The following is a 17,473-nucleotide window of genomic DNA, read 5'->3' as shown; positions in this document are numbered from 1 at the left end:
GTTTTATCTAAAAAAAAAGCGCAAAAAGTTAATAGACAAAGATTTTTAATTTAAATTTTAGTTCAATGCAGGGAATTGATCAAGGAACACAAACGACCATTAATCAATGGTTAGAAGGTAATTATGACGAAGCAACAAAAGCAGAAATTCAAGCGCTAATTGATAAAAATGCAACTACCGAACTTATAGATTCATTTTATAAAAGTTTAGAGTTTGGTACGGGAGGTTTGCGCGGTATCATGGGGGCAGGTTCTAATCGTATGAATAAATACACGATCGGAACGGCTACGCAGGGCTTAGCAAATTATTTACGTGCGAAATATCCTGCTGAACAAATTAAGGTAGCAATTGCACACGATAGCCGAAACAATTCAAGCTATTTTGCTCAAATTACCGCCGATGTTTTCTCAGCAAACGGCATTCAAGTATACTTTTTTTCAGCATTACGTCCTACACCTGAGTTATCTTTTGCGGTTCGTCATTTTGGTTGCAAAAGTGGTGTAATGCTTACAGCTTCACACAATCCAAAAGAATATAACGGCTACAAAGCTTACGGTGCTGATGGAGGACAATTTACATCACCTGATGATAAATTAGTTATTGATGAAGTGAATAAAATTACCAGCATTGATGAGGTTAAATTTGATCGTGTTGACGCAAATATTCAATTAATTGGCGAAGACGTAGATAAATTATACTTAAATGGAATCACAGCCTTGTCTATTTCGCCAGAGGCAATTAAAAGACAGCACGATTTAAAAATTGTGTTCTCTCCTATTCATGGTACCGGTATTACCTTGGTACCAAAAGCCCTGGAACAATTTGGTTTCACAAATGTGACCATTGTTGAAGAACAGGCAGAACCCAATGGAAATTTCCCTACGGTGGTTTATCCAAATCCAGAGGAAAAAGAAGCGCTAACACTTGCTATGAACAAGGCAAAAGAAATAGATGCCGATTTAGTTTTAGCAACCGATCCTGATGCTGATCGTGTTGGAATTGCGGTAAAAAACAACAACAACGAATGGGTGCTTTTAAACGGTAACCAAACCGGTTGTTTGTTGATCAATTATTTGTTGACTGCTTGGCAAGAGGCAGGTAAATTAGATGGAAATCAGTTTATCGTAAAAACCATTGTAACCTCTAATTTAATTGAGGAAATTGCAAAACGCAAAGATGTTACCTATTACAATACCTTAACTGGATTCAAATACATTGGTCAATTAATGACTGAATTAGAAGGTAAAAAGTACTTCATTGGCGGTGGAGAAGAAAGTTACGGTTATTTAATTGGCGATTTAGTACGCGATAAAGATGCTGTAGTTTCTGCAGCGTTTATTGCTGAGATGACGGCTTACTACAAAGACCAAGGAAATAGTTTATACAATGCCTTGTTAGATATGTACGTGGAGTATGGTTTTTACAAGGAAGATTTAGTTTCGCTAACTAAAAAAGGTAAAACCGGAGCAGAGGAGATCAAAGCCATGATGGTTAAATTTAGAGAAAACCCTCCTGCTACTTTAGGCGGTTCAAAAGTTTCTGTATTGAAAGATTATGAATTGGGTAAAGAAACTGATTTATCGACCGGAAATATCAGTCAATTGCCTTATCCTAAATCAGATGTGCTGCAGTTTATTACGGAAGATGGAAGTATCGTTTCTGCTCGTCCGAGTGGTACAGAACCAAAAATTAAATTTTATTGCAGTGTGAATGCTCCTTTGGCAAACCGCGCTGATTTTGACAAGGTAAACGCAGAGTTAACAGATAAAATCAAAGCCATTATGGCTGATTTACAAGCTTAGATTTACAGCTTACTATACATGTAATAATCCAGATGCATTTAATTACATCTGGATTATTCTCTCCTTATAAAATTGCAAACGTGATTTTTTGCTAGGCAGAAATTTATTTGTTAATCATCGCGCGGACATGTGCTCGATTTAGACAATAAAATTTTATGAATAGATTAAAAAATCCAAGTGATTTATTGAATCATTTACCAAAATTTAATTAATTAGATTCAATATATTTTGTTTTGAAATGTAAATGATTGCTGATCCAGCCTTTTCATAATCCGCGTATTTTTTGGATGTTTTATCATGAATTGAGCTTGTAGCAGATATATACAATCTGCCTTTTTTATCTAAATGAAGGTTTGTTATTTGATTATTGAAGGGTATGTCCAATATCTTTGTCGTTCCATTTTTAATAATTTCGATATCGCTTTTTAAAACATAATTATAAGCTGGATTTCCATTAATTGGTTCTAGGTTTTCTTTTATTCTAAGGGTAATTTGATTATTTGGATGAACAATACCATATTCTTGCGACCTTTGTTTTGACACATCGAATATGTCGGCATTTAGCCAAGTTACACCATTGTTTAAACTAAAATAATCTGAATAAGAAGCTATGGCTTGGTTAGATTGGCTTTTGAGAAAATTGGCTTTTAAAGCAAAAATTGTATCAGCTTTAGCTAAAAAACTATAAATAGGTTGATTGTTTGTTTTTGCTAATCGCCATGTTTTACCTTTATCGGTGGTTTGGCGGATAGCATCTAAAGTAGAAACCATCAAAGTATCGTCAATACTTCCATAAACTGCATGTGCTTCTTTGCCATCAGCAATTTCAATTCTTATCCAATTTGGATCATTAAAAGTTTGCGGTTCATCAAAAATGTTTTTTTTATCACAAGATGATAAAAGCACTGCCAAAGCAGCAATTTTCAAGAATTTCATAGGTTTTATTTTTGTGTATTGCAAAATAGCAAAATTTATACAACTTCTTGTATTTTCAATTCTACGATAGCACATAATGCTAAAGTCGTTCATAAATTGTTTGATTTTTCCTTTGCAACAATCAGTATTCTTTAATACTTTTGCCCACGAAATAGCCTATGTGTAAAAGAATTATTTTATTCTTCCTCATTATCTGTACAATATCTAATTGTTACATGCAATTTATTGTCTATTCTGGCTATAAACTTAATAAAGAGTACATCACAAGCGTTTTTTGTATCAATAAAACCCATCCAGAGTTGCACTGCGATGGTCAATGTTTTTTAGCACGTAAGCTGAAAGATTTAGACCACAAAAACGAACAAACACAAGATTCGCTAAAACGCCTTGCAGAGGTTGAAGCAAAATTTCAAATACTTACTTTAAGCCCTCCTATCGCGTATTTTAATCACGAAACGGAAAGTGGTTATCTTGAAAAACCAGTAATAAATCTTTCTATCGCAATTTTTCATCCGCCTAAATTGGCTTAATAAATATCTTACGGAAAGTGGTTATGGAGTTAAACTTCTATATACCAATAACTATACCTTACTAACTACAAAGCGTAGCAAGGTGTAATAATTCTATTCACACGTATTTATTAAAATCAATTTAAAATGAAATTCTATTCATATATATTGGCCATTTTATGCCCGATAATTCTATTTAGCGCTTGTAAAAAAGATGTTGAAATCGCTACAGAAAGCAAAGGTGCATTTAACCTTCAATTTGAAAACCTTGTAAACGGCAATCCGCTGGTTTTAAACACAACAATCTATAAAAATGCGAAAGGTGAAGATTTTACTATCCGTACCTTCAAATATTACATCAGCAATATTAAATTAAGTAAGGCGGATGGTTCAAGTTATCTTATTCCTGAAAGCTATTTTTTAGTAGATGCCTCAAAAGAAGAGTCTAGTTTAATTACACTAAAAGATATCCCTGCAGCCGATTATACTAAAATTGAGTATACCATTGGTGTGGATTATGCGCGTAATTTTGCCGGTGCACAAACCGGTGCCCTTGATCCTATAAACGGAATGTTTTGGACTTGGAATAGTGGATATATCTTTGTGAAATTGGAAGGAACATCTCCAGTTTCAGTAGCTGCTGCAAATGCCTTAACTTTCCATATTGGAGGTGTTTTGGATCCGAATAATACCATCCGTACCTTTTCTGCAGAAATAAATAGTTCGAATCCATTGCGGATACGCGAAGATAAAAAACCTCAAATGCACATCATGGTAAATGCTGCTGCAATGTTTACCGGTAAAACCGATATCAGTTTTGCAACCCTGAACTTCACCATGGGAGGTGCTAATTCGGTAATTGTTGCCGATAATTATGCCAAAGGCATGTTTCGTTTGGATCATATTCACAACTAATGTTCAAGAAAGCTAAGATTATTGCAATACTTGCATTAAGTGTTGTGGCCATGTATGCCTGCAGTAAAAAGGTTGATGGTACTCCTGAGGAAATTAAAATTGAATTTATTCAACCGAGTAATTTTCCTATACCAAACTATGCTTTGTCTGATAATAAATTGACCAACGAAGGATTTTTTCTTGGTAAGAAGTTATTTTACGATGCGCGTTTATCGGCAGACAAAAGTGTGTCTTGCGGCAGTTGTCACCAACAATTTGCTGCCTTTGCCAATTTGGATCATAAAGTAAGCCACGGCGTAAATAATTGTCAAGGAAAGCGCAATGCCCCCCCCTTATTTAACTTAGCTTGGGAGAAGTCGTTCTTTTGGGATGGTGGTGTGAAAAATCTGGAAATTGTACCGCTGAATGCGATTGCAGATCCCTGCGAAATGAGCACAAGTATCGAAGAAATTATTTCGCTTCTTCAGCATACGGCTCCCTACCCCGATATGTTTAAAGCGGCCTTTGGAAGCTCGGAAATTAATTCGCAACGTATTTTAAAGGCGATTGCGCAATTTACAGTAGTATTGGTATCCGCAAATTCTAAATATGATCGCGTGATCCGAAAAGAAAATAACGAGCGTTTCACAACCGATGAAGCGGCTGGTTATGCATTGTTTAGGCAAAAGTGTGTGAGTTGTCATCCAGAACCTTTCTTTACTGATTTTTCGTATAGAAGCAATGGTCTTGATATCACAAGTGTAGATCAAGGACGTGCAAACATTACAGGACAAAGTGCTGACTTTGGGAAATTTAGGGTGCCAACCTTGCGAAATATTGAATACACCAGTCCGTATATGCACGATGGACGCTTCTATAATTTAGATGAAGTACTGGAGCATTATAATTCGGGCATCCAAAAAACTGAAAATTTAGATGACTTGCTTAAACAAGGAATGCCTTTAACGGATACTGAAAAAAGTCAAATCAAAACATTTTTAAAAACATTAACCGATAATGAATTTATCAAAAATACCCTTTACAGTGAATCGTAACCTCTTATTATTAACTTTCCTTTTAATTAGCTCAAGCACCTTTGCATGCGATATTTGTGGTTGCTTTATGGGGATTACACCTTATTCTAATCGGAATGGAATTAGTGTCCTTTATCGCTATCGTTCATTTAATGGCTACAGCGGTCAAAAGCACAATTTGTTTCCTGAAGGTGGAAAATTTTTCATCCCAGCCAGGAACCAAGATGCTCCATTAACCCAACACAATGGAGATCCAACGGATTTTGAAATAAATCGGGCTTTGGAAATTAGAGGGAAATATTTTGTGACCAATAAAATTGAATTAAATGCTATTCTACCATATATATCGAACAGTGAGCAATACAACGGATATTTGACAACCGTAAATGGCTTGGGCGATATAAACTTTTATGCCGGTTATCATGTTTTTCAGAAATACGAGAGTCGTTTTAAACAACAACTTATCGTAGGTGCCGGGGTGAAATTTGCCAGTGGAAGAAACGATTTAAAGAACAATGAAGGCATATTATACTCCAATTTAGTGCAGGCGGGAACAGGAAGCACGGATGGATATGTTTATGCAAACTACATGGTTGGTTTAGGTAAATTTGGTGCGAGTTTAAATGCATCTTACAAGGTAAATGGAACCAATAATCGTGATGAAAGTATTGCAAATAGTACATCGAATTACCTCAATGTGTTTTATAAACAAATGCTTGGTAAAAACTGGCAAGTAATCCCATCAGCTCAATTTTTCTACGAGTACACAGCCGGAGAAACCTACAAAGGGCAAAAAACAGGCGAACATGAAATGAATAATTTCATGGGTGGCTTAGGACTCGACATATTCTACAAAAATGTTGGTTTAAACACTGGAATCCAAAAAAATATCTGGGAAGGCAAAACGGATCATCCAATGAGTGCTGGAAAGATATTTGTCGGGGTATCGTATAATTTTTAATCCTATTGGCAGTTAACAGCTTCGACATTTTTAAATTATATTTACACACAAGAATTAAAACATGAAAAAAGTACACTCACTTTATGCCCTTGTATTTGTCGCATTATCGGCATTTACAGCCTGCAAAGAAGAAAGAAAATTACCCTATTACGGAGAATCACATGTAGCTTCTGTTAAAGATGCAGATGGTGTTGAGCACATGGATACTGTTTATAAACAAATACCTAATTGGTCATTTTTAAACCAAGATAGTACAGTAGTGACGAATGCATTTACCGATGGGAAAATTTATGTTGCAGACTTCTTTTTTACCTCTTGCACCACCATTTGCCCAACCATGCACCGTAATTTGTTGAGCATTTATAACGATTACAAGGATAATCCGGATGTGTTGTTTTTATCACATACCATCGATTTTAAATACGATAAGCCTTCGGTCTTAAAAAAATATGCAAAAAAACTAGGAGTATACCAACCGAAATCTCAATGGCAATTTTTGTATGGGTCAAAAGATAGTGTTTATGCCTTGGCCGAAAAACATTACTTAGTGGCTGTAGGCGAAGATAGTACGGCTACAGACGGTTATATTCATCAAGGCTATTTAGTACTAGTGGATAAGGATAAACATATTAGAGGAGCCTACGATGGAACAAAAACTGAACAAGTAGAGCAACTTAAAAAAGACATTCCTGTTTTATTAGCGGAATACAAAAAGTAAAAATCGTTTAGCATAAAAGAGCACAAGGGTTAAAATGTACAACTATTTGTGTTCTTTTGTGCTTTATATTAAACACCAACATGCGTAAAGTCTTTATTTCTACCGTATTTATTCTCGCAATTTTAGCCATTGTTATATCTTGTCAAAATCAACAACAAATTGATTTACAAAATTATATGACCAGCGGAAAGGATATATATCAGGCAAAATGTCAAAATTGCCATGGTCAGAATGGAGAAGGCTTTGGCGAATTGTATCCTTCCCTAACCGATAGTGTTTTTCTGAAAACCAATAAAACAAAATTGGCGTGTTTTATTAAGAATGGATCTAATGATACCTTAATCGTTAAAGGCAAGGCTTATACGGAAAAAATGCCCGGTTTTAGTACGATGCCAGACATAGAAATTGCTCAAGTAATGGTTTACATTACCAACTCATTTGGCAATAATCAAGGCTTTTATCACTATCAAAGTGTAACAGAAGATCTGAAGAATTGCAAATAGTCGAAAAAAAATACTTCGATATGCCCTAAAACCTGCATATTTGCACAAAAATGCAGGTTGTTCTATCGCTGTTTCGAGCAATCGAGAGAGAGGAAAGTCCGGGCAACGCAGGGCATCTCGCTTCCTAACAGGAAGGAATTGAGGTTTGAAAACCTGAATTATGGCTAGTGCAACAGAAAAAATACCGCCACAAGTAATTGAGGTAAGGGTGAAAACGTGTGGTAAGAGCGCACGACGGTTATAAGTGATTGTAACTGATTGTAAACCCCGAGAGTTGAAAGACCAAATAGGCTGACGCATGTAGGGCTGCTCGTCCGATGTTAGTGGGTAGGTCGTTAGAGATAAACGGTGACGTTTATAGTGGATAAATGATAGAAGTCTTAAGCAATTAAGAAACAGAACCCGGCTTATAGACCTGCATTTTTTAATTTCCCTAATTTTTATTAATACCATTTTTTCGAAAAATGTCGGCCGAATATATGATTCAGCAATTTTTTAAGTTTTTTAAAACTTTTCTGTGTTTTATAGGTTTATTGGCTGAGAAATAAAATGTATATTAAACTATACATTTAACAAAAAATAATATATTCGTATTTAATAAACCAAGTACTAAATGGCAAAACTGCTTATAATTGACGACGAGAGAGCAATACGAAGTACGCTCAGAGAAATTTTAGAGTATGAGAATTATGAGGTTGAGGATATCGATAACGGTATCGATGGCCTTGAAATGATAAAAATAGGCAATTTTGACCTTGTTCTTTGCGACATCAAGATGAATAAAATGGATGGTATAGAGGTGCTGGAGCAAGCGCAACTTATCAAACCAGATTTACCATTTATTATGATATCAGGACATGGAACGGTAGAGACAGCTATTGAGGCAAGTAAAAAAGGAGCCTTCGATTTTATCTCTAAACCACCTGATTTAAATCGCTTATTAATTACTGTACGTAATGGCTTAGATCGCGGTACATTAGTTACTGAAACCAAAGTTTTAAAACGTAGAGTAAGTAAAACACGTGAAATTTTAGGGGAATCTGATAGTATTTCTAAAATAAAGGAAACCATTGAACGCGTAGCTCCTACCGAAGCTCGTGTATTAATTAGTGGTGCAAATGGCAGTGGAAAAGAGCTGGTAGCCAGATGGTTACACGAGATGTCTAACCGGTCAGATAGCCCTTTAATAGAGGTGAATTGTGCCGCTATCCCTTCTGAATTGATTGAAAGTGAATTATTTGGTCACGAAAAAGGATCCTTTACTTCAGCTGTAAAACAACGCATCGGTAAGTTTGAATTGGCCAGTGGCGGTACGCTTTTCTTAGATGAGATTGGCGATATGAGTTTATCTGCTCAGGCAAAAGTACTTCGTGCATTACAAGAACATAAAATTACCCGCGTAGGTGGTGAAAAGGAAATTGAAGTGAACGTGCGTGTATTGGCGGCTACCAACAAAGATTTACTCAAAGAGATTGAAGATGGAAATTTCCGTATGGACTTGTACCACCGCTTAAATGTAATTAATATACACGTTCCACACTTAACCGAGCGGGTAGAAGATATTCCGATAATTGCACAAAGCTTTTTAGAAAGCATTTGCAAGGATTACGGGATGCCAGTAAAAAAAATAAATGATAATGCCATGGGCGCTTTGCAAAGGCTGCCATGGACTGGGAACGTGCGAGAATTGCATAACATGATTGAACGTTTAATTATTTTAAGTGATAAAATAATTACTGAAAATGATGTACATTCGTTTGCCAATCCAACAGGCGGAACCAACATCGGTGCGATACAAAAGCAAAGCAGCCCTGTTATGAGCGCAACCAGTAATCCTTCTGTTAATTACGACAGTTTTAACAATTTTCAAGACTATAAAGATCACGCAGAAAAGGAATTTATCAAGTTTAAACTTGAAAAAAATAATTGGAACGTATCAAAAACGGCTGATGAAATTGATATACAACGGAGCCATTTATACAGTAAGATTGAAAAATTTGGATTAAAAAGATCTGAATAAAAAACATAAATCAAGAGGCTGTCTCAAAAAGGCAGTCTCTTTTTGTTTTAAAAAAAGTTGATAAATTCTTGTTTAATAATTTTGTTTAATCATTTGAATTTCAGATATTTAAGTATAAATATTTAGAAATTTATGTCGTCAAAAACCCCTGTTTTCAAGCCTTATTACCAAGATCAGATGATGGCTTTTCCACCTACATTTGACGAATTAATAACTGCAGGGCACCCAGTTAGGATAGTTAACGATGTGATAAACAAAATCAATATCCAAAGCCTGCTAAATGCCTATCAAATCAAAGGCAGCTCGAGTTATCACCCTCAAATGCTCTTAAAGATTCTAGTTTATGGGTATGTAAGTAACGTTTATAGCAGCAGGAAACTAGAAACTGCTTGTCGGGAGAATATTAACTTTATGTGGCTTAGTGGAATGAGTTATCCAGATCACAATACCATTAATCGTTTTCGCGGGGTTCGTTTAAAAGAACACTTGCGCAAAATATTCGAAGAAGTTGTTTTGTTATTAGCCGAAGAAGGCTTATTGAGTATAGAAGAAGTTTATACCGATGGCACCAAAATAGAGGCAAATGCCAATAAATATACTTTTGTATGGAAAAAGGCTATTCAAACCAATAAAGAAAAGATGAAGTTGGCTTTAGCCGATATTTGGACTTATGCCCAAAGTATAACTAAAGCTGAAGATGAACTTCCTGATCCACCTGATTTTACCGAAATAAATAAAGAGAAAGTACAAGCAACGGTAGATAAGCTTAATGAAGTATTAGCTGATAATCCCGATGCAAATAAAAAGATTAAAAACAAGCTGAAATACATCAGTAAAGAATATCCAAAAAAGATAGCTGAATATGAGGTAAAAGAGGCTATTTTAGGTAATCGCAATAGCTACAGCAAAACCGATGAGGATGCCACATTTATGCGTATGAAAGAGGATCATATGCGTAATGGCCAGTTAAAAGCGGGTTATAATGTACAGATATCAACCTCAAACCAGTTTATTGTAAACTACACCATTCACCCAAACCCAACCGATACCACCACTTTAAAAGCCCACATCGAACAACACGAGACCAGCTTTGGCAAAAGTTTAAAAAGCATTACCGCAGATGCAGGATATGGTAGTGAAGAAAATTACGAACTATTGGAGCAGAAAGGAATTGAAGCTTATGTTAAATACAATATGTTCGACAAAGAGCAAAATGAACGATATACCAGTAAGAAAAGCTTTCAAGCCGACAAGTTATTTTACAACCAGGAACAAGATTGTTATATCTGCCCAATGGGCCAACAGATGCATTACATTGGCGATGCAAAACGAAAAACCAGTACCGGTTTCGAACAAACAAGTAAAAGATATCAAGCAAGAAATTGCAGCAATTGCCCATTAAATGGTGTTTGTCATAAATCGCAAGGAAACCGAATAATAGAAATTAACACTAATCTACTCAGCCATAAACAAACAGCTTATCAATTGCTAAACAGCGAGAAAGGAATTGAGAAGCGAAAGCAACGATGTTATGATGTTGAGCCAGTTTTCGGAAATATTAAACAGAACCAAGGGTTCCGCCGCTTTATGCTCCGTGGAAAAGAAAAAGTGGCAATAGAATGGGGATTATTGGCAATCGCACAAAATATAAGGAAAAAAGCAGCTTAAAAAGACTGTTTTTTCATGCTTTTTGAAAAATTGAACAGCTAAAACTGATTTTAGACCATACCATGTCCAAATGATACCAAATTGGAAATAAAATAAAAAAGAGGCCGTCTCGGTATTTTGGGACAGCCTCTTTTTTTACAATTTTGTTGTCTTGCTGAGGAACGAAGCATCTTTAACTGTGAAACAGCTGACTTTTTTATGCGCACAAAAAGCAATGGTCCTTATGAAATTTCATTATGAGGTGCTCAGTTAGCCCCCATTGCTTTAATTCATGTAATCGTTTTGTCGTTTCAACAAGGCTCTATATTTATTAAAAATGGAGGTTTTAGATACAAAACCTTTGTAGCGATTGTTTTGATCTATTACGGGTAAAATCCAAATATTATGACGCTCCATCTTTTCTAAAACCACTTTTAAATCGTCATTTTCATTCGCTGTGCCAGGTGCATCGTGAACCAAATAACTCGCAGTTATGGCTTCATTTTGCGGACCTTTCATCATTTCTTTGAAAAATTCTTCTACGTAGATTAATCCTTTAAAATCACCAACCTCATCGGTTACTGCACAAATATTTTTATGAGATTGAACGATATCATTTATCTTTAAGTACAAAACATCGTTTAAATTTAATTGAACGTAATTCTTTTCGATAAGATATTTCAATTTCATTTGATTAAGCACGGTAGTATCTTTATCCTCATGTGAGGATAATTCGCCTTTCTCAGCTAAAGCTTTAGTATAGATAGAGTGTTTTTGCGAACTCCGATTAATGGCATAAGAAATGGCCGAGCAAATCATCAATGGAACCATTAAAATATATCCGCCGATGGTAATTTCAGCAATCAAGAAAATTCCGGTTAATGGTGCGTGCATAATGGCACTGAGTGCAGCAGCCATTCCTGCCACGATAAAGTTTGAGACATTTAAATCGGCAATGCCCATGATCTTTAATGAATAAGCAAAGATGTATCCAATCAGTCCTCCCATGATTAGGCTGGGCGCGAATGTTCCTCCATTCCCTCCTGCGCCTAGGGTAACTAAAGTTGCAATTGATTTAAAAAAGATCGTGACTATGCTAAACAATATCACAAAGGCCGGAATGTTGTTATAATCAGAAAAAATACTGTTATTAATAACCGCAAGATAATCTCCTTTTAGTAAGCTTTTCAACGTAATGTATCCTTCTCCGTATAAGGTTGGAAACAGAAAAACCATCCCTCCTAGTAATAAACCACCGATTAATACTTTTATGTACGGATTTTTAATTTTGTAAAAAAAGCCTTTAACAACCGAATTTGCTTTGGTAAAATAGAGCGAAAATAAACCAATTACCACCGCTAGCAATACATAATATATCAAAGCCTCAATCTTCCATCCTTCTGTAACTAAAATAAACAGCTGTTGCGTGTAAAACAAACGAGCGACTACGGCTGCTGTTGCGGCTGATAGTAATAATGGAATAAATACAGGAATGGTAAACTCAGGCAATAAAATTTCAATGGCAAATACGATACCTGCAATGGGACTGTTAAAAGCTCCAGCGATCCCAGCCGCTGCACCGCAGGCAAATAAAAGCGTGATTTCGCGATAAGAAAGCCCTAAAAATCGGCCTAAATTAGAACCTATTGCGGATCCGCTGGTCACAATGGGGGCCTCTAAACCTGTTGATCCACCAAAACCAACAGTTAAGGCTGCTGTAAATATTTGCGAGTATATGTTGTGCACTTCAACTTTACTCGATTTTTTAGAAATTGCGTATAATAAGGGCGTTAAGCCCGTTTCAAATTTACCCTTACGGATAAAGTACTTGATATAGAGAACCGTTAATAAAATCCCAATTAGGGGAAAGAAAAGGTATAAATAATATTTGTATTTCCACTGCCAGTCGGATTGAAGGAATTCTTCAATGTGATGTGTTAAACTCTTTAATATTGAGGCGGCTACACCAGCTAAAATTCCAATAATTACGGCGAGGATGATTAGAAAGTTACGATTGGAAATTTTTGATTTTCTATAATAATTTATTTTATCAAGTAAATTTACGAAACGTATTTGCATTCTAATGTTTATTTTAATCGCGAACGAGAATGTGATGGAGTTATACCTATAACTCTTAAATAGTGTTTTTTATTGATTAAGCGTCAAATTTATCTAAAAGTTTTATTAAGGTGGCAAAATCCTTTGGATATGGAGCATCAATGATGATTTCTTTTTCATCTAAACCTTTAAACACCAAATGTTTTGCATGAAGCGCAAAACGCTTCATAATCGGTTGCTCTTCTTCCCCTTTTGATAATCTAAAACCACGTTTGATGGAAGATAAGAATACGGGTTTACCACGATACATATCATCGCCTACGATGGCAGCACGTTGCGTGGCTAAGTGAATACGAATTTGATGCATACGGCCAGTAATGGGCTTGCATTCAACCAAGGTATAATGTTTGTAATATTTTAAAGAATCGAAAATTGTTTCCGCACGTTTACCTTCCGCTCTGTCGATGGTTACATTTTTATTTCCATCATTTAAAATTGGTAAGTCGACTAATAGTTTATCAAAAATCACATGACCATCTACCACGGCGTGATAGGTCTTATTTACTTTTCGTTTTTCGAATTGAATGGATGCATTTCTATAAGCCATTGGGTTTTTAGCAATAATTAATGCGCCAGACGTCTCTTTATCTAAACGGTGACATACTTGTGCATCATGACTGTATTGCTTTGCTAGGCGCAAAATATTTATTTCCCCTGGGGCACTTCTTTCATCCAAAGAAGCTAAAAACGGAGGTTTATTTACAACGATGTAATCGTTATCTTCGAAAAGTATAAGGTCTTTAAAATTTGGAAACTTCAATTTGAAACGGTGTTAAGAGCACAAAAGTACGATTTATTTTTTTGAAAGGCTGGGATGTAAACAAAAAAGCCACGAATGATTATCCGTGGCTTGTAATTCTTTGTTGCTAGTCTATGAAAGTTCAAATTTATAACCTACACCTTTTACCGTTGATACATAATTTTCACCCAATTTTTCCCGCAATTTACGAATGTGAACATCGATGGTACGGTTTGTAACGACTACTGAATCTTCCCAGATATTCTTTAAAATTGCTTCGCGGGTATATACTTTACCTGGTTTTGAAGCTAAAAGATATAACAATTCAAATTCCTTTTTCGCTAACACTACTTTTTGATTATCCTGATAAACAAGATATGCTTCACGATCGATAACCAAATCGCCAATCTCAAGTTTATTTTCTGATGCTACTTCTTCAGTACCAGTACTTCTTCTTAATATTGCATTAATACGGCTAACCAGTGCACGCGGCTTAATTGGTTTAGCAATATAATCATCAGCGCCAACGTTAAATCCTGCTATTTCTGAGTACTCTTCACTTCTTGCAGTTAAGAACACCATGAATGTGTTTTTAAACTCAGGAATCGAACGCATTAATCTACAAGCTTCTATCCCATCCATTTTCGGCATCATGATATCTAGGATGATTAAATCGGGATGATGTTTCTTTGCAACTGTTATACCTTCTTGTCCGTTGGAAGCTAAGAAAACTTGATAACCTTCTTTTTTTAAATTGTATTCAATTAACTCCAGAATATCTGGTTCATCATCAACAATTAGAATTTTCTGACCGGGATTGCTCATACTTTAAATATTTGTTACGAAAATAGGTTCTGTAATAGAATATTTCGTTAACTGTGAGTTAAGAAATTGTTAACACGTAAAACAAACTTAACACAGGTTTGTTTTAATGTAACGTTTTGGCTAAGAACTGTTCTAACGCTTCACCACGAAGATTTTTGGCTACAATTTTTCCAGCAGGGTCAATGATAAATGATGAAGGAATAGCAGCTACCTGATAAGCTTTAACGGAAGCCCCATTAAAATCTCTCAACTCGCTTACTTGTGTCCAAGTCAAACCATCCGCTTTCACAGCGTTTAACCAAGCTTGTTTTTCGGTATCTAATGAAATACCTAAAATATCGAAATTTTTATTTTTATATGCTTGGTAGGCTTTTACCACATTCGGGTTTTCTTGACGGCATGGTTGACACCAAGATGCCCAAAAATCTAACATCACATATTTACCTTTATAATCCGATAGGCTTACCGGTTTTCCCTCTGCTGTATTAATGGTAAATGACGGTGCTGGCTGCCCTATTTGAACAGTTTTTAAAAGCGCCATCTGCTTAACAAAAGCATCTACAGTTGCATTTCCTTTAATTTTATCTTTAATATCATCGGCATATTTTACCATCTCACTTTCATATTCCTGTGGTGTTAAAATATTGATGGCGTAAAATCCAACAAGTGTACCCTTATTGTCTTCGGCAAACTTCAAAACGTTGTTGCTATATTCTTTAATATGTCCTTCGTATTTTGGACGCATTTGTTCTAAAATTGCGCTTCTATTAGCTGGCTGGATAGCTACTTTTTCATCAAACTCTTTTTGAATACTCTCAACATTCTTTGAAAATTGATAACGGATATCGTTTAGTTCAGAAAGTTTATCTACTTCGTTTGCTCCTGAAATTTTATACGTTAAATTTTTATCCGCTACGTCAGCCTCTAATTTTATTGCATCACCATTTTTAGCAATTAACATAAATTCATGTGTTCCTATCGAAACGCGGAAAAAGTCTACTTGAGGGGTTTTTCTTACGAAAGTAAATTCACCATTTTCAGACAATACTGTTGAATCAACAGCTACCAGTTCAGTGCCCACTAGGCTATACAAATAAACTTTTTTATCTGCACCTGGATTGATAAATTTACCATCAATTTCGAAACTATCTTTTGGTTTGCAGGCCATAAAAGTAGTCGTCATCAATGCGAGGTATCCTAATTGCTTTAATTTCATAGTATGTTTTTCTTTTTGGAAGCGTATGTATTATTTTAATTTTTCTAGAATTCGTTCGTTTAATTTTTTTGCATCGGCTTTTCCTTTAGCTAATTTCATCACATCGCCTACAAATAAACCCAAAACGCCTTTTTTACCCTTTTTAAAAGCCTCTACTTGCTGAGGATATTTTGTCAAAACTTCCTCAATAAACACATCCAATTCATCATTGTTTTCAGATATGAATAAACTTAAATTGGTAGCTACTTGAAATACATCTTGATTTTCCATTTTTTCAAGTGCAGGCAATAACTCTTGCAACGCAATAGGCTGGCTTAGCTTCTTATTATCCACCAAATTAATGATTTCAGCTAATTGCTCTGGCGTTATTTTTAAATCAAGAATAGAACCGTTGCGCTCATTTAAAATGGCTCTTACTGGTCCAATTAACCAATTGATTAAGGATTTTTTATTTTTAATTACGGGAAGACCTTTCGTTAAAAATGACAATAAATCTAAATCTTCTGCAAATAAAACCGCATCCGCTTTGCTGATACCAAAGTCGGTAATCAATTGCTTTGAAATTTCATTCGGTAATGCTGGCATAGATTGTTTAATCTCGTTTAACCAAGCATCTGAAATATGAATGGGTTGCAAATCGGGATCGGAAAAATAACGGTAATCATTTGCTTCCTCCTTGGTACGCATAGGCGATGTAGTACCTTTCTCAGCATCAAAATTTAAGGTACTTTGAATAATTTGTCCTCCATTGGATACCAATTCTGCTTGGCGCTCAAATTCAAATTCTACCGCTCTACGTACATTTCGCATAGAGTTTAAGTTTTTTACTTCACAGCGTGTGCCAAAGGTGGTTGCTCCTTTTGGACGAATAGAGATGTTTGCATCACAACGTAAACTTCCTTCTTCCATATTGCCATCGCTCACATTTAAATGGCGAACTAATTTGCGTATTTCTGTAAGTAATGCCGATGCTTCTTCCGCACTGCGGATATCCGGTTCGGTCACAATTTCTATTAAAGGCACACCGGCACGATTTAAATCGACCAAGGAAAAGTGATCGTTTTGATCATGGATACTTTTACCCGCATCTTCTTCTAAGTGAATCCGATTAATGCCAATTTTTTTGGTGCTGCCGTCTGAAAGCTCGACTTCCAAGAAACCATTTATGCAAATAGGCTGATTATCTTGTGTAATTTGATATCCCTTTGGTAAATCGGCATAAAAATAATTCTTACGATCGAAGTGATTTACTTGATTGATGGTACAATTTAATGCCAAACCGATGCGGACAGCTTTTGCAACTACTTCTTTATTTAATTTTGGTAAGGCTCCTGGCAAGGCCAACGAAACTGTTGATATATTTTGATTAGGCAAAGCACCGAAAGCAGCACTATCTGCTGAGAATATCTTAGTTTGGGTATTTAACTGGACGTGAATTTCTAATCCTGAAACGAGTTCAAAAGTATCGTATTGTTTAGTTTCTACTGACGACATTAAACGCTTATTAGATTTATTTATAAAGTATTTAGCAAATATAGTCAATATTTAATG

Annotated in this window: 15 protein-coding genes and 1 other RNA gene; 10 read left to right on the top strand and 6 right to left on the bottom strand. The window is 35.6% G+C overall.

The window, feature by feature from the left end; all coding sequences use genetic code 11:
• The first annotated feature begins 65 nt into the window (after window positions 1-65).
• Window positions 66-1,802: a phospho-sugar mutase gene (locus tag ACJVDK_RS04580; protein WP_443939114.1), complete on the top strand. Its 1,737-nt coding sequence runs from the start codon at window positions 66-68 to the stop codon at window positions 1,800-1,802.
• 204 nt (window positions 1,803-2,006) lie between these two features.
• Here the strand turns inward: ACJVDK_RS04580 and ACJVDK_RS04575 are convergent, their stop codons facing one another.
• Complete coding sequence (locus tag ACJVDK_RS04575; RefSeq protein ID WP_443939113.1) at window positions 2,007-2,738, bottom strand: hypothetical protein; 732 nt, start codon at window positions 2,736-2,738, stop codon at window positions 2,007-2,009.
• A gap of 215 nt (window positions 2,739-2,953) precedes the next feature.
• Between ACJVDK_RS04575 and ACJVDK_RS04570 the strand changes: the two genes are divergently transcribed.
• The 9 genes from ACJVDK_RS04570 (at window position 2,954) to ACJVDK_RS04530 (ending at window position 11,045) form a co-directional block, all read left to right on the top strand.
• Window positions 2,954-3,268, top strand: coding sequence for a hypothetical protein (locus ACJVDK_RS04570; protein ID WP_443939112.1), 315 nt, complete (start codon window positions 2,954-2,956; stop codon window positions 3,266-3,268).
• Window positions 3,269-3,394: 126 nt separating this feature from the next.
• Entirely contained in the window at window positions 3,395-4,162 is a 768-nt protein-coding gene (locus ACJVDK_RS04565) for an MbnP family protein (protein ID WP_443939111.1), read from the top strand.
• Window positions 4,162-5,196, top strand: a complete 1,035-nt coding sequence (locus tag ACJVDK_RS04560) for a cytochrome-c peroxidase (protein WP_443939110.1) — start codon at window positions 4,162-4,164, stop codon at window positions 5,194-5,196. Before ACJVDK_RS04565 ends, ACJVDK_RS04560 begins: the two co-directional genes overlap by 1 nt.
• Entirely contained in the window at window positions 5,159-6,136 is a 978-nt protein-coding gene (locus tag ACJVDK_RS04555) for a hypothetical protein (protein WP_443939109.1), read from the top strand. Before ACJVDK_RS04560 ends, ACJVDK_RS04555 begins: the two co-directional genes overlap by 38 nt.
• A gap of 61 nt (window positions 6,137-6,197) precedes the next feature.
• On the top strand, window positions 6,198-6,854 hold the full coding sequence (locus tag ACJVDK_RS04550; protein WP_443939108.1) for an SCO family protein: 657 nt from the start codon (window positions 6,198-6,200) through the stop codon (window positions 6,852-6,854).
• Between the two features lie 80 nt (window positions 6,855-6,934).
• The gene (locus ACJVDK_RS04545) at window positions 6,935-7,357 is read left to right on the top strand and encodes a c-type cytochrome (protein WP_443939107.1); all 423 of its coding nucleotides are present in this window, start codon (window positions 6,935-6,937) and stop codon (window positions 7,355-7,357) included.
• A 49-nt stretch (window positions 7,358-7,406) separates the two neighbouring features.
• An RNA gene (gene rnpB, locus ACJVDK_RS04540) (RNase P RNA component class A) lies at window positions 7,407-7,783 on the top strand.
• 187 nt (window positions 7,784-7,970) lie between these two features.
• Window positions 7,971-9,377, top strand: coding sequence for a sigma-54-dependent transcriptional regulator (locus tag ACJVDK_RS04535; RefSeq protein ID WP_443939106.1), 1,407 nt, complete (start codon window positions 7,971-7,973; stop codon window positions 9,375-9,377).
• A gap of 132 nt (window positions 9,378-9,509) precedes the next feature.
• Window positions 9,510-11,045 carry an IS1182 family transposase gene (locus ACJVDK_RS04530; protein ID WP_443936436.1) on the top strand — a complete coding sequence of 512 codons (1,536 nt, stop codon included), beginning with the start codon at window positions 9,510-9,512 and terminating at the stop codon, window positions 11,043-11,045.
• 264 nt (window positions 11,046-11,309) lie between these two features.
• On the opposite strand, the gene ACJVDK_RS04525 is transcribed toward ACJVDK_RS04530, so the two are convergent.
• The 5 genes from ACJVDK_RS04525 to gatB all read right to left on the bottom strand — a co-directional run bounded on the left by ACJVDK_RS04525 (window position 11,310) and on the right by gatB (window position 17,416).
• Window positions 11,310-13,103 carry a chloride channel protein gene (locus ACJVDK_RS04525; protein WP_443939105.1) on the bottom strand — a complete coding sequence of 598 codons (1,794 nt, stop codon included), beginning with the start codon at window positions 13,101-13,103 and terminating at the stop codon, window positions 11,310-11,312.
• A 76-nt stretch (window positions 13,104-13,179) separates the two neighbouring features.
• The gene (locus ACJVDK_RS04520) at window positions 13,180-13,902 is read right to left on the bottom strand and encodes an RluA family pseudouridine synthase (RefSeq protein ID WP_443939104.1); all 723 of its coding nucleotides are present in this window, start codon (window positions 13,900-13,902) and stop codon (window positions 13,180-13,182) included.
• Between the two features lie 111 nt (window positions 13,903-14,013).
• Window positions 14,014-14,706: a response regulator transcription factor gene (locus ACJVDK_RS04515; protein ID WP_443939103.1), complete on the bottom strand. Its 693-nt coding sequence runs from the start codon at window positions 14,704-14,706 to the stop codon at window positions 14,014-14,016.
• Window positions 14,707-14,809: 103 nt separating this feature from the next.
• Complete coding sequence (locus tag ACJVDK_RS04510; RefSeq protein WP_443939102.1) at window positions 14,810-15,922, bottom strand: redoxin domain-containing protein; 1,113 nt, start codon at window positions 15,920-15,922, stop codon at window positions 14,810-14,812.
• Window positions 15,923-15,952: 30 nt separating this feature from the next.
• Complete coding sequence (gene gatB, locus ACJVDK_RS04505) at window positions 15,953-17,416, bottom strand: Asp-tRNA(Asn)/Glu-tRNA(Gln) amidotransferase subunit GatB (RefSeq protein ID WP_443939101.1); 1,464 nt, start codon at window positions 17,414-17,416, stop codon at window positions 15,953-15,955.
• Window positions 17,417-17,473 lie beyond the last annotated feature (57 nt).

Source organism: Pedobacter paludisoli (assembly GCF_052344095.1).
Taxonomy (GTDB): domain Bacteria; phylum Bacteroidota; class Bacteroidia; order Sphingobacteriales; family Sphingobacteriaceae; genus Pedobacter.
The sequence above is the reverse complement of the archived record's forward strand: the minus strand, read 5'-3'. Positions and strand labels throughout refer to the sequence as shown.

Bases quoted from the DNA above. Each gene is read 5' to 3' on its own strand.
- ACJVDK_RS04555 (WP_443939109.1), top strand. From the start codon at position 5,159: ATGAATTTATCAAAAATACCCTTTACAGTGAATCGTAACCTCTTATTA.
- ACJVDK_RS04515 (WP_443939103.1), bottom strand. From the start codon at position 14,706: ATGAGCAATCCCGGTCAGAAAATTCTAATTGTTGATGATGAACCAGAT.
- ACJVDK_RS04580 (WP_443939114.1), top strand. From the start codon at position 66: ATGCAGGGAATTGATCAAGGAACACAAACGACCATTAATCAATGGTTA.
- ACJVDK_RS04535 (WP_443939106.1), top strand. From the start codon at position 7,971: ATGGCAAAACTGCTTATAATTGACGACGAGAGAGCAATACGAAGTACG.
- ACJVDK_RS04525 (WP_443939105.1), bottom strand. From the start codon at position 13,103: ATGCAAATACGTTTCGTAAATTTACTTGATAAAATAAATTATTATAGA.
- ACJVDK_RS04510 (WP_443939102.1), bottom strand. From the start codon at position 15,922: ATGAAATTAAAGCAATTAGGATACCTCGCATTGATGACGACTACTTTT.
- ACJVDK_RS04550 (WP_443939108.1), top strand. From the start codon at position 6,198: ATGAAAAAAGTACACTCACTTTATGCCCTTGTATTTGTCGCATTATCG.
- ACJVDK_RS04575 (WP_443939113.1), bottom strand. From the start codon at position 2,738: ATGAAATTCTTGAAAATTGCTGCTTTGGCAGTGCTTTTATCATCTTGT.
- ACJVDK_RS04570 (WP_443939112.1), top strand. From the start codon at position 2,954: ATGCAATTTATTGTCTATTCTGGCTATAAACTTAATAAAGAGTACATC.
- ACJVDK_RS04530 (WP_443936436.1), top strand. From the start codon at position 9,510: ATGTCGTCAAAAACCCCTGTTTTCAAGCCTTATTACCAAGATCAGATG.
- ACJVDK_RS04545 (WP_443939107.1), top strand. From the start codon at position 6,935: ATGCGTAAAGTCTTTATTTCTACCGTATTTATTCTCGCAATTTTAGCC.
- gatB (WP_443939101.1), bottom strand. From the start codon at position 17,416: ATGTCGTCAGTAGAAACTAAACAATACGATACTTTTGAACTCGTTTCA.
- ACJVDK_RS04565 (WP_443939111.1), top strand. From the start codon at position 3,395: ATGAAATTCTATTCATATATATTGGCCATTTTATGCCCGATAATTCTA.
- ACJVDK_RS04560 (WP_443939110.1), top strand. From the start codon at position 4,162: ATGTTCAAGAAAGCTAAGATTATTGCAATACTTGCATTAAGTGTTGTG.